Consider the following 14,308-nt stretch of genomic DNA (forward strand, 5'->3'; position numbering starts at 1 on the left):
TGACTCTTTTTTGTTTTTCAAATTTTGCGTAAGAAAGGAGGATCATTGCGTGTTTGAATGCAAACAATTAACAGAGATGTCGGCGGAAACCTTTTATCGGCTGGCACAAATACGTACTGCTGTCTTTGTAGTGGAGCAAGCATGCGCTTACCAGGAGATCGATGCCATTGATCAATCTGCCTACCATCTATGGGCGGTCGATGAACAAGAAACAATCATCTCCTATGCCCGTATCTTTTTACAAGATGAACAGGTCCATTTTGGGCGCGTGTTGGTCGCACCAGCCTATCGGGGTCAAGGAGAAGGGCACCGTCTATTGCACGAGATCCTGCAGCAAATCAAGCAACTTTATCCAAAACGCAATATCCAGATCAGTGCCCAACATCATTTAGCTGGCTACTACGGGCAGTATGGCTTTAAATCAATCGGTGCGCCTTATGAAGAGGATGGCATCTTGCATATCGATATGCAAAAAGAATCCTTTGCAACTGATTCATTCTAGTTGGCAAAGGATTCTTTTGTTTATTTCTCTGTTTTTGAATCAAACAATTGATCCAGTTGTTCATTTGGCAAAGAACCAGTCGTTTGTGCCTTTAACAAGTCGCGAATTTCTTCTAAGTAATCTTCAGCAGTGATTTCTGGTACTTCCTCTTCTGCTTCTTGTGGATGCAAGTTGCGTAATTTGTTGACGGCTTTGACAATCAAGAATAAAACAAAAGCTGTAATCAAGAACGTAATAAGAGCGTTGATCACTTGCCCAAAGTCAAATACAACATTTTCCTTTGGTGATAAAACAAGACCCGCGAAGGCATCTGCGCTTCCAAATAAAGATAATACCCAAGTAACGAGTGGTGTCAATAATCCTTCGACTAAACTTGTTACGATAGCAGTGAAGGCACTCCCAATCACAACCCCGATCGCTAAGTCGATGACGTTGCCCCGTAAAATAAACTCTTTAAATTCTTTGATCATAACTTTTCCCTCCTAAACTTTATCAATAGTATAGCGAAAAACAGACGATTTATAAAAAAAAACGCTCGTCAATAAAAGACTATCCTTGTTTCAAGGAGAAAACAAGCAGGCTATGCTATAATTGAGAAGATAATCTTTGTTATGAGAAGGGGTGTCATATGACGATCGAATTAAAAAAAGGTGTCCATTTAACAGTATTGCCCACACAAAAGTATAAAACGATTCGTATTTTCGTTCGTTTCACTGCGTCATTAGATGTTGCGCAGACAGCCAAACGGACATTATTGACCAGTTTGTTGGAAACAACAAGTTTGGCTTATCCAACCCAAACTGCCTTCAGCAGTAAATTGGCCGAATTATATGGTGCCAGTTTCGGAATGAATGTCAATAAGCGGGGCAATCTCCATCAAATCAATGCTGCAATGTCATTGGTCAATGGCAAATATGTAGCTGATGCAACGCTGCTTTCAGAAGCCGTGGCATTTCTTGAACAAGTGTTGTTTTATCCAAATAGCCAAGAGGATCACTTTGATGAGAAAAACTTTACGATCGAAAAAAACAATTTGATTTCTTACATGAAGAGCGTAGCAGAAGATAAGCAAGCTTTAGCATCACTGGCATTGCAAGAACTGTATTTTGCCAATGATCCACATCAAAAATACCCGAGCTTTGGCCGTCCTGAAGATTTGGTTGAAGTTACAGCAAAGGATCTATATCAAACCTATCAGTCCATGCTTAATGAAGACCAAATCGATATCTTTGTGATCGGTGATGTAGAAGAACAGGCGATCACTACAATCTTTTCACAATTGCCTTTTACTGATCGAACGAGTCAACCACCGTCAGTTTTTTATCAGCAACCAGTTGAAAATGTTATCCGTGAAAAAATCACTAGAGAACCTATTACCCAAGCCAAATTAAATTTGGCCTATCATACAGGTGTCTATTATGATCAAGAAGATCGGATCGCTTTGATGGTATTTAATGGCCTTTTTGGTGGTTTTCCTCATTCTAAACTATTTATGAATGTACGAGAAAAAGCCAGCTTGGCCTACTATGCATCAAGCACGATCGATACTTTCCGCGGCTATCTATCTGTCCAAACAGGCATCGATGGCCAAAATCGCGACAAAGTATTCACATTGATCGAAGAACAATTACAAAGTTTGCAGCAAGGTGAAGTGACAGCTGAAGAATTGTCACAAACAAAAGCAATGCTGAAAAATCAATATTTGCTTTCTTTAGACAATCCGCAAGCATTGATCGAGACCGCCTACTTGAATCAATGGGTACCAGGTTCTGAAATGACAGAAGAGACATTTATGCAGCGTTTGGAAAAAGTCAGTATCGCTGATGTGAAACGCTTGGCACAACAAGTGCATTTGCAAGCGATGTTCTTCTTAAACAAGGAGGTCGCGCATGAATAAAAAAATATATGAACAAATCAATGAAACCCTATATGAAGAAGTATTAGATAATGGATTACAAGTATACTTATTGCCAAAAGCTGATTTTCATAAAACCTATGGTCTGTTTAGCACCAATTATGGCTCTGTTGACAATCATTTTGGCTATCATCCAGATGACTTGAAACAAGTACCTGACGGAATCGCCCATTTCCTTGAACACAAATTATTTGAAAAAGAAGACGGGGATGTCTTCCAAAAATTTGGGCAGCAAGGCGCCTCGGCGAATGCTTTCACCAGCTTTACTAAAACCAGTTATTTATTTTCTGCAACGGATCAAATCAAAAAGAATTTAGATACGCTGCTTGATTTTGTCCAAGCACCTTATTTTACGGAAGAAACCGTCGAAAAAGAAAAAGGAATCATTGGACAAGAGATTCAAATGTACGATGATGATCCAAATTGGCAACAGTTTTTTGGCATTATCAAAAATTTATATCCAAAACATCCTCTGCATATCGATATTGCGGGTACTGTAAAAAGTATCGCTGATATCACCGCAGAAGATCTGTATCTTTGCTACAATACATTTTATCAACCGAGCAATATGGTCTTATTTATTGTTGGCAATATTGATCCTGAAGAAACAATGGCTTGGATCAAGGAGAACCAAAAAGATAAGGTGTTTCCTGAAGCGAAAGAGATCATCCGTCAGTTTCCAACAGAAACGACGGCGGATATCTTAATAGAGTCAAGTATGCGGATGCCAGTCACACGGCCGAAAGGAGTTTTAGGGATCAAAGGGGCACTGGAGAAACTACCTAGAGATGGTCGGGAGTTGTTACGCTTCAAAAATGCATTGAATCTGTTGTTCCAATTGCTTTTTGGTAATACATCAGCCAATTATTTGCGTTTGTATGATGACGGAACGATCGATGATACCTTTGGTTTTGAAGTCAATTTGGACCGAGGCTTTTACTTTGCTGATTTTTCTGGTGATTCAGAAACACCGCAAGAAATGTTGGCAGAAGTGGAAAAGATTTTGCTGCATGCAGAGGAAGATCCTGAGATCAACCAAGAAAATCTTGACCTGCTAAAGAAAAAAATGCTTGGCAAATATTTCCAATCATTGAATTCACTTGAATTTATCGCGAATCAATTTACCCAGAGTCTGTTTGGCGAGACTACACTCTTTGACTTGCCAGAAGTGATCCAATCGATTACTTTAGCAGATATCAAAGCTGCGGGGGCATCTTTTATCGATCCAGCTTCCTTTAGCCGTTTTTATATGTATCCATCAGAAACGGTGTAAGTTTCTGTCTAGTTGTTGATTGAAGGCTCGTTATTTTTGAATATCTTTGATGCAAACGATGATTGAGGCCTTAAAGTGACAGCAATGCCAAATCTAGTTTTGATCAAGATATTCTTTTTGTTGCGAATAACCATCATTTTTTATAAAAAGTATTAAATTTTGTTTGCGTGTTGAAGGCAGCGTGGTCTGCAGGTTTTCTTTTATGGTATTCTTTAAACATTGAAGTAAACTTTTTTTCTTGTTTTTCAAAAAAATCCAGAAAAAAATGTTATATTTAGTAAGCAAGAGAAAAATCAAGAATATAGGTCCGCCTAACATATTTAAGGACTTTTTGACTAAAATGATTAAAGACTGGAGTAGATGAGCGAGTGGCCAACGAAACAACGATTGGAACGAAATTACGGCAAGCCCGTTTAGATAAGAATATTTCATTGATTGAGTTGCAGCAAATGACCAAAATCCAAAAAAGGTATTTGGAAGCAATCGAAGCGGATCAATTTGCACAATTACCAGGCACCTTTTACGTGCGGGCATTTATCCGTCAATATGCTGCTGCTGTTGGGGAAGATGGGGATAAATTGGTGGCTGTGTTCGATGGAAAAGATACGTTAGCAGCGCCATTGCCAAAACGCCCACAACCAGAAACGGTTAGTGGTTCTCGAAAAGCCCAACACGTAGCTGAGAAGAACAGCTCCTTTATTATTCGTTATTTGCCGATGATATTACTAGGTTTGGTCGCTGTAACAATCATCAGTATCGTGGGCTATATGGCTTGGCAAGACCGCAATGCGTCACCGATGATCCAAGGCAGTTCCTCATTAGTCGTTGAAAATTCTGCATCCGATGCCTCGTCGACCACAGCGAGTACAAGCAGTACATCGAGTAGTTCCAGTACTGTGGAATCGACGACAGAAAGTTCAACTGAAGAGATGCGCATGACAGCAAGCAATTCTTCGCAATCGGCGATCACGATCGATGTCCAACATGCGCAAGACCCATTGACGTTGAGTTTTACCGGGGTTGACGGACGTTGCTGGATAGGGGTGCAAGTAGATGGTGCCTATGTCTATCAATACACATTGGCTGCAGGGGAAACACAAACGACGACGTTGCCTGAAGGCGCTGATAATGCGGTGTTGACCTTAGGTGCGAGCCAATATGTAACTATTGAAGCAAATGGTCAAACAGTTGATTTTACTGACCCCCAATATGAATCATTACAAAAAACGGTCAATATGACGATTAGTTATGCAGATGCTGCAGAATAAAAGCAATAAATAACCGATTTGAAGGAGAATCAGTGGTCCATTTGGCTGATTTTGCGCACAATAATCGAAGAGAGAGGCGTTTAATTCGTGAACTTACCCAATCAACTAACTGTTTTACGTATTTTTATGATCCCGATTTTTATCTTGGTCTTGGTGTTGCCTATTGATTTAGGCACAATGACCGCCGGCGATGTTGTATTGCCCACCACTCATTTAGTGGCAGCAATTTTGTTTGCTGTAGCGAGTTTCACAGATTGGTTAGATGGCAACATCGCTCGTTCCAGAAACCTGGTGACTAATTTTGGGAAATTTGCCGATCCTTTAGCGGATAAGATGTTGGTCATGACCGCATTTATCATGCTTGTTGAATTAGATAAAGCACCCGGTTGGGTCGTATCGATCATCATTTGTCGAGAGTTGGCTGTGACTGGTTTGCGTTTGCTGCTGGTCGAACAAAATGGCGAAGTGATGGCTGCTGCTTGGCCAGGGAAAATCAAGACTGCCACACAAATGGTGGCCATTATCTTCTTATTCGTCAATAACTTGCCATTTGCATTGGTCGGTATCCCAGTTGATCAAATCATGTTGTATTTATGTTTGATTTTCACTATTTATTCTGGAGTCGATTATTTCATCAAAAATACAGATGTCTTTAAAGGCTCAATGTAAGATCGTAAAGTTCAGAAGTTTTCTGAACTTTTTTTGTCAATAAAAACAGCAAGTGCGTACTTGTTTGTGAAGGAGCAATATCATGAAAGCAGAAATCATCGCAGTCGGAACAGAATTACTCTTAGGACAGGTGGTGAATACCAATGCAACTTTTTTATCAGAGGAATTGGCTGCACTAGGTATCGATGTCTATTACCATAGTGTGGTCGGTGATAATCCGAACCGTTTGGCAGAATTACTGATTACGGCTGAAAAGCGTAGTGAGTTGATTGTTTTATGTGGCGGTCTAGGCCCAACAGAAGATGATTTGACCAAACAAGTCACCGCCCAACACGTAGGGCAAGAATTGGTGCGAGATCCTGCGGGTTATGCGCAGTTGGCAGCATTTTTCAAAACGAGAAAAGGTGTGATGACTGAGAACAACTTGCGGCAAACCCTGGTTTTCAAAGACGGGATCGCTTTACCAAACAATAATGGGTTGGCTGTAGGTATTTTTTATCAAAATGAAACCCATACGTACTTATTATTGCCAGGACCGCCAAGTGAGTTGAAGACGATGGTATTGGAGCAAGTCAATCCATTGTTGAAACGTGCCTTTCCACAAAAAGAGCAGCTGATTTCCCGTGTCTTGCGCTATTATGGAATTGGAGAGTCGGCACTAGCGGCCTCATTGACCGATTTGATCGCTGGACAGACGAATCCAACGATTGCACCTTATGCGAAACCCAACGAAGTCACATTACGCCTCACAGTCAAAACAACGAATCCTGAACAAGGAATCAAACAGCTGGATGAACTTGAAGCTGTGATTCAATCCCGTGTCGGCACTTTCTTCTATGGATATGGAGAACAAAATTCATTGGTGGAAGTTGTAGTGGGCCTATTGAAAGAGAAAGAGAAAACTGTCACAGCAGCAGAAAGTTTGACCGCTGGGTTGTTTCAAGCAACCTTAGGGACTGTTCCTGGCGTCTCTGAGGTCTTTCCTGGCGGATTCGTCACTTATTCTGCAGCGTTGAAAAGCAAGCTACTAGATATCGATCCAGCGTTACTGAGACGCTTTGGTACAGTGAGTCGAGAATGTGCAGAAGCGATGGCGATTCAAGCGCGCCATGCAGCAGGTACAGACTATGCCGTTTCATTTACGGGGGTTGCAGGACCAGACGCGCTAGAAGGTCAGCCTAAAGGGACGGTATGGATCGCGCTTGCATCTGCAAAAGGTGTGACAAGCGACTGTTATACCTTTAGCCGTGACCGCGCCTATATTCGACATAGTGCCGTAATGGCAGGTTTAGATCTAATACGTAAGGAATTATTAAGTTAATGCGAATGTTTGTTCGTTTTTTCTTGCAATTTTGTGATAGAAAGGCTATTATTATCTTATGAATGACACACGAAAGTGATGAATATATAAGGGGGATTATCCGTTTGGCAGATGATCGTAAAGCAGCCTTAGATGCTGCACTAAAGAAGATTGAGAAGAACTATGGTAAAGGTGCCGTGATGAAACTTGGTGAGAAAGTCGATCAACAAATTTCTACGATTCCAAGTGGTTCATTGGCATTGGATGTTGCATTAGGTGTAGGCGGCTTTCCAAGAGGTCGGATCATCGAAGTCTATGGTCCAGAAAGTTCAGGGAAGACAACCGTTGCTTTACATGCCATTGCGGAAGTCCAGAAAAATGGCGGAACAGCAGCGTTTATCGATGCTGAGCATGCCTTAGATCCACAATATGCCCAAAAACTAGGCGTCAATATCGATGATTTATTATTGTCGCAACCAGATACTGGGGAACAAGGACTAGAAATTGCAGACGCATTGGTTTCCAGTGGTGCTGTTGATATCGTCGTGATTGACTCAGTAGCTGCCTTGGTACCACGAGCAGAAATCGATGGCGAGATGGGAGACGCCCATGTAGGACTCCAAGCCCGCTTGATGTCACAAGCTTTGCGGAAACTATCTGGCTCGATCAACAAAACCAAAACGATCGCGATTTTTATCAACCAAATTCGTGAAAAAGTTGGGATCATGTTTGGTAATCCAGAAGTAACACCTGGTGGACGAGCATTGAAATTCTATGCGACCATTCGTTTAGAAGTTCGTCGTGCAGAACAATTGAAATCTGGTACGGATATCATCGGTAACCGTACCAAAATAAAAGTTGTCAAAAACAAAGTGGCGCCGCCTTTTAAAGTCGCTGAAGTAGATATGATGTATGGTTTGGGTATTTCTCAAGAAGGCGAATTATTGGATATGGCAGTCGAAAAAGACATTGTCGATAAAAGTGGTGCTTGGTATGCCTATAAAGGTGATCGTATCGGTCAAGGTCGTGAAAACGCCAAAAACTATATGCGTGAACATCCAGAAATGATGCAAGAAGTCTCTACTCGTGTCCGTGATGCCTATGGTATTGGTACGGGTGAAACGATCGAGATTGAAGAAGGTCAAGACGAATTGCCGTTAGATGAATAACCATGAATGAAGTGAACCAAACAACGCTGTTGTTTGGTTTTTTTGATTGTCTTGCACCTAAAACAATTCATCATTGTCTTTGTAAAAAGCGATTTTTAAAGCAACTTCCCCATCATTTAAAGTTGACACTCTTGTGTTCAAACATTAGAATAAACTTATGTGGTTTTCCACATAACAGTAGACTATTGATAATTTTGTTATCATTTACTTATCAAAACTACAAAATATTTAAAAAGATAGTATGGAGGTGGATTCATTGGAACTACTTTACATTCTCCTCGCTATCATCGGTTTAATTGTCGGTCTTGGATTAGGAGTTTTTGTGACGAAATCTCGTCATGAGAAAGAAATCAACGGCGCACAGAATTCAGCAACTGGGATTATCGAAAGCGCTAAAAAAGAAGCAGAAACTCTCAAAAAAGAAGCATTGTTAGAAGCTAAGGAAGAAAATCAGAAGTATCGGTCAGAAATTGAAAGTGAGTTGAAAGAAAGCAAACTTGATTTAAAATCACAGGAAAATCGGATACTCCAAAGAGAACAAGTGCTTGATCGCAAGGACGATTCTTTGGAAAAACGAGAACGCTCACTTGAAGATAAAGAAGGCAAACTTAGTGAGAAACAACAATTAATTGACGAGCGAGAAAAAGAAGTAGAAAACTTAATCGACGGACAACAGCGAGAGCTTGAACGAATTGCTGCTTTGTCTAGAGATGATGCAAAAGAATTGATCATGAAATCAACCGAAGAGGAACTCAACCACGAGTTGACGATCATGGTCAAAGAAGCAGAACAACGTGCCAAAGAGGAAGCAGATCGAAAAGCCAAGAATCTATTGTCATTAGCGATTCAACGATGTGCAGCTGATCAGGTATCAGAAACAACCGTTTCTGTCGTTTCATTGCCAAACGATGAAATGAAAGGACGAATCATTGGACGAGAAGGACGAAACATTCGTACTTTGGAAACATTGACTGGTATTGATTTGATTATCGATGATACACCAGAAGCAGTCGTCTTATCTGGGTTTGACCCAATCCGTCGCGAGATTGCACGGATGACACTTGAGAAATTGATTCAAGATGGTCGGATCCATCCAGCTCGGATCGAAGAAATGGTCGAAAAATCACGGAAAGAAATGGATGAAAACATTCGTGAATATGGTGAGCAAGCTGCATTTGAAGTCGGCGCCCACACATTACATCCGGATTTGATCAAGATTCTAGGTCGCTTGCGTTTCCGTACCAGTTATGGTCAAAATGTCTTGAACCACTCGATTGAAGTAGCTAAACTAAGTGGTGTTTTGGCTGCTGAGTTAGGTGAAGATATCCAATTGGCAAAACGTGCTGGTTTATTGCATGATATCGGTAAAGCACTGGATCATGAAATCGAAGGTTCTCACGTTGAAATTGGTGCAGAATTAGCTGCCAAATATAAAGAAAATGCAACAGTGATCAATGCGATTGCTTCTCACCACGGAGATGTTGAAGCAACTTCAGTTATTTCAGTCTTAGTAGCCGCAGCTGATGCATTGTCTGCAGCCCGCCCAGGTGCCCGCAGCGAATCATTAGAAAATTATATCCGTCGCCTGCAAAACTTGGAAAATATTGCCAATAGTTTCAAAGGTGTTGATTCCAGCTTTGCGGTCCAAGCAGGACGTGAAGTGCGCGTGATGGTTAAACCAGAGGAAATCTCAGATCTGGATGCTGTCCGTTTGGTTCGAGATATACGTAAGAAAATTGAAGATGATCTGGATTATCCAGGCCATATCAAAGTAACTGTTATCCGCGAGACCCGTGCAACAGATTACGCTAAATAGCAAAAAAGGTGCTAGGCATTCAGCCTAGCACCTTTTTTGCGAACCTAATTAAATTTTTCTCCGTCTCGCAAAATCAACAAAACGGAATTTGTCTAAGCGATGGATCGATTCCGTATACTCAAAGCAGCGGGTATCTTCTAAATACACCAAGCTGCGAACCGTGACAACGTGCTGATCATCTGGATGGAGATCCATTAAATCACGTAATTCCTTATTGACCGGATCGACCGTGATTTCTTTTTGAGCATATGCAATCTCTAAGCCTAAATCATTTTCGAAATAATCGTAAATCGACACTTGGGCCTGCTTTTTAGGCAATTCTTTAATGATCGAGGCATCTAAATAGTCTTTATCCAAAATAACGACTTCGCCATCGATTTTACGTTGGCGCACGAGTTTCCAAGCTTCAGCTGCTACCGGCCATTCTGTGATCTCATGTAGTTTAGGAGAAACAGCGATTTTTCGAATTTCGACCACCTTAGTTTCACTAGGGATGCGTTGCGTTTCTTGCAGCTCTCTAAAACTCGTCAGACCAGAAATTGGAAAATCAAAACGATTGAGATCCAATACAATCGAACCTTTACCTTGTTTTTTTTGAATATAGCCGGCATCACGCAATAGATTTAATGCTTTACGCACCGTTTCCCGCGACACACCATAAGTTTGAATCAATTGATTTTCACTTGGCAGCAAGGTGTGTGGGGGATATTCATTGGCCAAGATTTTTTGTTCTAAATCTAAAAATATTTCTTTGAACTTATTCATTCGACTGCCTCCTCACAGGCTATTATAGCGAGGCATTTTTGGAAAAGCAATCTGCTATTTCGCCAGTAATTCGTCAATGTTCAAATCAGTTAGTTTTTCAACAATGACATCAGCCCCGTGAAGCTCTTCTCCGGAATAGACACCGACAGCATACATCCCTGCTGCTTTGATACCATCGATACCGGCTTGTGCGTCTTCAAATCCGATCGCTTCGGCAGGATCAATACCTAGTGCAAGCGCTGCTTGAACAAAAATCTCAGGATCTGGCTTGCCTTTTTTTAGTGTGGCTGGATCAACGATTGTATCAAAATCTGACATGACCCCAAGTTTATCAAGAATAAATGGCGCATTTTTTGATGCCGATGCAATAGCGCACGGGATATTTTTTTCTTTGGCTTGCGTTAAGAATTCTTTGACGCCTGGCAATAAATCATCTGGCGTCAAACTTTGAAGCAACTGCACATATTGAGTATTTTTCTTCGTTGCTAATGCTTCTTTTTCGATTTCAGTATACGCATCATTTTTATTCCCTAAAGATAAGATGCGTTCTAAAGAATCCATTCGACTGATACCTTTTAATTGTTCGTTGAATTTTAAATCGATATCGATGCCGATTTCAGCAGCCAATTCTTTCCATGCAATATAGTGGTATTTGGCAGTGTCAGTAATAACGCCATCTAAATCAAATACAAACCCTTTTTTCATGTGTAACACTCCTTCAATAAATAATTGTTTGTGGTTCTTTGGGGGTCAACTGATATTCTTTTCCTTTGACTAGGATTTTTTCAGGTTGATCCACAGTAATCGTCAATGTTTCATGTGTAACATTGATATGGTAATGCACGCCGCGTACATGTAGGGAGAAGGCGAGCGAATCCCAAGCTTTTGGCAAGTTTGGTGCGATTTGAACGACCTGTTCTCTGACATCGATACCGGCAAATGTCGTTAATGGAATAAACAAGGTAGCAGCCATTACGCCAGCATGGATGCCTTCGGCTGTTGTTCCACCTTGGATATCTCGATAATCAGAAGAAAGGGCTTCTTGATATAAAGACCACGCCAATTCTTGGTCATCCACCATCGCAGCCAGTTGCGCATGAACGATCCTTGAGAGCGTTGACCCATGAGAGGTGCGCTGTAAATAATAGTTGAGATTTTTTTCAACATAGTCAGCAGGTAAGGTATAATTCAAATCAGTCAAGATCTGATTGACTTGTTGTTTAGAGAAGTTATAAAAAATCATCAAACTATCTGCCTGCTTGGCTACTTTATATGAGTCAGCACTTTTGCCTTCTGCATTCAAGATGCGGTCCATGCGGTAAATATTGCCGTAGGTTTTTTTGTAATGGTCCCAATCGAGATCCTCTAACTGGAAATAGCCCTCAAATTGAGCGATGATGCCGTCTGCATCGATTTCTAAACCTAATTTGGTACGGATATCTGCCATTTTATCTAAGTCAGACAGCGTCAAATCAGTTTTTTGTAGGACATTGTTAAAGATCTCTGGATCGATCTCAGCTTGTAAATGATCGATTTCTTCAAACAACCATACTACCATCATATTGGTATATGCATTGTTTTTCAACCCACCGGTTTCGCTATTAGGGTAATTTTCGTGGAATTCATCTGGACCCATGACTTTATCGATAAAGTAACGCTGTGCTTGGGCATCCCATGTTGCCGCACTTTGCCAGAAATGAGCAATCTCTAACATCAATTCTAAGCCATAATTCGCCATAAATTGTTTGTCCTTGGTATTATGCCAATACTGCCAAACATTATAAGCAATCGCCAATGAAACATGGCGTTGCAAACGGCTATGGTCTTCTTTCCATTCACCACTGATGGGATTCAAGTGCAGTTCTTGAGATTGTTCACTACCATCTAGGCCTGATTGCCATGGGAACATAGCCCCTTGATAACCAGCTTTTTGGGCATCAGCTTTAGCGGCTGCCAGGCGACGATAGCGATAGCGCAAGATTTCTTTGGCTGTATCCGGGAAATGAAGAATATAAAATGGTAAAATAAACAATTCATCCCAGAAAATATGCCCCCGATAGGCTTCACCGTGAAGTCCTCTCGCTGTAATACTGGCATCAAGGGAATGTTGATACGCATTTGGTGACGCTGAAACCAACACATGATACGTATGCAGATTCAGCATTTTTTGTGACATCAAATCACCAGTGACTTCAAGCGCCGCATCTTGCCACAATTCCTGCCACGCCTGTTTTGAAGCTCGATACATCGTATCAAAACGGGGAAGGGCCAGTTGGCTCAACAAGTTTACGGGTTGTGCTTCATCTGAACGATAAGCAGCAACGGTGACAGATTTTTCAAATTGATAGGTCTGTCCTTCTTGAACCTTCAAAGCCAATGATTGTTTCACGCCCGTTTCTGTTACATCAGAACGTATCGCCCCTAAAGACATCTCTGATGCAAATAGTTCAGATGATTGCACAATAGTGATCTGAGAGTTGGTGGTTTGTGCCACCAGCTGTACTTTGGTTTCCTCAGCTGCTGTATCGATGACTTTTACATGTTGATTGGTCAAACTGCGGTAACGTGCTACGTTGTAATTATAAACAGTGCCGTCTGCTTCACTAACCAACGTGATCTCACCAGAAAAATTAAGCGGTGTAAATTGGTATACTAAACTATACTGGTGGACATCTTTCATATTTGCAATTTTTTTCGTTTCGATCCGGATGCGTTTTTGATCATTGGTTTTAATTTCGACTGTTGATTGGAATAAGCCGGTGCGCAAATCCAATGTTCGCTTGAAAAAATCGATTTGATTATGGGCAATATCAATTAATTCGCCGTCGATGATTAGATACATTTTTTGTAAATTGGGTGCATTGACAAAATCTTCATTGCGAATCGTATGACCTGCAACGTCTGATTCTACCGTATTGTATAAGCTGGCGATATACAATCCAGGATAATTTTCTTCACTGATAGTCATTTCAGGTGTGGTTCCCCGCAACCCAATAAATCCATTTCCGACTGTCAATAATGATTCAACAGAATATTCATCTTTGCCAGGCGTATAACCGTAGTACTCTAGTGTCCAAGGAATTGCAGTACTTTTTTCATCGAACGTCTCTGCGGTACCGCAGACGAAAGGCTGATTTAATTTTTCAGTCAGCCATTGATCGAGTGAAAACGTGCCTTCTTCATTGGTAAATACAATTGTTTCTGATAGAATGCCGCCAGTTTGTGTATCCTGTAAGTAGGATGTAAGTGCGGTTACTCGTTCTAATAATGGACCAGAAAAAGATGTTAGGTCGCCGTTTGTCTCTTGCAGTAACCACTGCTGATTGGACAATGTAATGATGTTCACAGTAGAAAGCCTCCTTCAAACTTGTCTATACATGCAAAATGATTATAACGTAATTTGTAAGCTTTTTCAATTTATCTAATCTGTTTTTTTATTTTTTTTGTTTTTAAAATAGATAAATAATAAAATGGAAGCTATTATTTTATCATATTGAAACTACTCTATAACCTTTGATATATAGCCATTAATTTCAATTTATGAGAAAATTTTTAGATATTCAATTTTTAATTTCAAAAAAAATAGCGTAAAACGCTTGCAAATTGTAAAATATCCAGTTATGATTATCTC

At 40.7% G+C, this 14,308-nt stretch carries 12 protein-coding genes; 8 read left to right on the forward strand and 4 right to left on the reverse strand.

Features of this window, described 5'->3' with window-relative positions:
- The first annotated feature begins 49 nt into the window (after positions 1-49).
- Positions 50-502: a GNAT family N-acetyltransferase gene (locus tag IGI41_RS00155; RefSeq protein WP_430610555.1), complete on the forward strand. Its 453-nt coding sequence runs from the start codon at positions 50-52 to the stop codon at positions 500-502.
- A 20-nt stretch (positions 503-522) separates the two neighbouring features.
- On the opposite strand, the gene mscL is transcribed toward IGI41_RS00155, so the two are convergent.
- A complete protein-coding gene (gene mscL, locus IGI41_RS00160) occupies positions 523-972 on the reverse strand; it encodes a large conductance mechanosensitive channel protein MscL (protein ID WP_430610556.1) in 450 nt (149 codons plus the stop codon).
- A gap of 158 nt (positions 973-1,130) precedes the next feature.
- On the opposite strand from mscL, the gene yfmF reads away from it, so the two are divergent.
- From yfmF to rny, 7 genes are all read left to right on the forward strand, one after another.
- Entirely contained in the window at positions 1,131-2,399 is a 1,269-nt protein-coding gene (yfmF, locus tag IGI41_RS00165; protein ID WP_430610557.1) for an EF-P 5-aminopentanol modification-associated protein YfmF, read from the forward strand.
- A complete protein-coding gene (gene yfmH, locus IGI41_RS00170; protein ID WP_430610558.1) occupies positions 2,392-3,690 on the forward strand; it encodes an EF-P 5-aminopentanol modification-associated protein YfmH in 1,299 nt (432 codons plus the stop codon). Before yfmF ends, yfmH begins: the two co-directional genes overlap by 8 nt.
- Positions 3,691-4,058: 368 nt before the next feature.
- Positions 4,059-4,958, forward strand: coding sequence for a helix-turn-helix domain-containing protein (locus tag IGI41_RS00175; RefSeq protein ID WP_430610559.1), 900 nt, complete (start codon positions 4,059-4,061; stop codon positions 4,956-4,958).
- Between the two features lie 87 nt (positions 4,959-5,045).
- The gene (pgsA, locus tag IGI41_RS00180) at positions 5,046-5,627 is read left to right on the forward strand and encodes a CDP-diacylglycerol--glycerol-3-phosphate 3-phosphatidyltransferase (protein ID WP_430610560.1); all 582 of its coding nucleotides are present in this window, start codon (positions 5,046-5,048) and stop codon (positions 5,625-5,627) included.
- Between the two features lie 82 nt (positions 5,628-5,709).
- Positions 5,710-6,948 (forward strand): competence/damage-inducible protein A, encoded by a 1,239-nt coding sequence (locus tag IGI41_RS00185; protein ID WP_430610561.1) that lies wholly within the window; start codon positions 5,710-5,712, stop codon positions 6,946-6,948.
- A 104-nt stretch (positions 6,949-7,052) separates the two neighbouring features.
- Positions 7,053-8,096: a recombinase RecA gene (recA, locus tag IGI41_RS00190; RefSeq protein WP_086273128.1), complete on the forward strand. Its 1,044-nt coding sequence runs from the start codon at positions 7,053-7,055 to the stop codon at positions 8,094-8,096.
- Between the two features lie 241 nt (positions 8,097-8,337).
- A complete protein-coding gene (rny, locus tag IGI41_RS00195; RefSeq protein ID WP_430610562.1) occupies positions 8,338-9,912 on the forward strand; it encodes a ribonuclease Y in 1,575 nt (524 codons plus the stop codon).
- A 48-nt stretch (positions 9,913-9,960) separates the two neighbouring features.
- On the opposite strand, the gene treR is transcribed toward rny, so the two are convergent.
- Genes treR through IGI41_RS00210 form a run of 3 tightly spaced genes read right to left on the reverse strand, consistent with a single transcriptional unit; the run spans position 9,961 to position 14,023 of the window.
- Positions 9,961-10,677 (reverse strand): trehalose operon repressor, encoded by a 717-nt coding sequence (treR, locus tag IGI41_RS00200; RefSeq protein ID WP_430610563.1) that lies wholly within the window; start codon positions 10,675-10,677, stop codon positions 9,961-9,963.
- Between the two features lie 54 nt (positions 10,678-10,731).
- Positions 10,732-11,382 carry a beta-phosphoglucomutase gene (gene pgmB / locus IGI41_RS00205; protein ID WP_430610564.1) on the reverse strand — a complete coding sequence of 217 codons (651 nt, stop codon included), beginning with the start codon at positions 11,380-11,382 and terminating at the stop codon, positions 10,732-10,734.
- A gap of 13 nt (positions 11,383-11,395) precedes the next feature.
- Positions 11,396-14,023, reverse strand: a complete 2,628-nt coding sequence (locus tag IGI41_RS00210) for a glycoside hydrolase family 65 protein (RefSeq protein WP_430610565.1) — start codon at positions 14,021-14,023, stop codon at positions 11,396-11,398.
- Positions 14,024-14,308 lie beyond the last annotated feature (285 nt).

This window comes from Enterococcus sp. DIV0876 (genome assembly GCF_050529585.1).
Lineage (GTDB): Bacteria > Bacillota > Bacilli > Lactobacillales > Enterococcaceae > Enterococcus_D.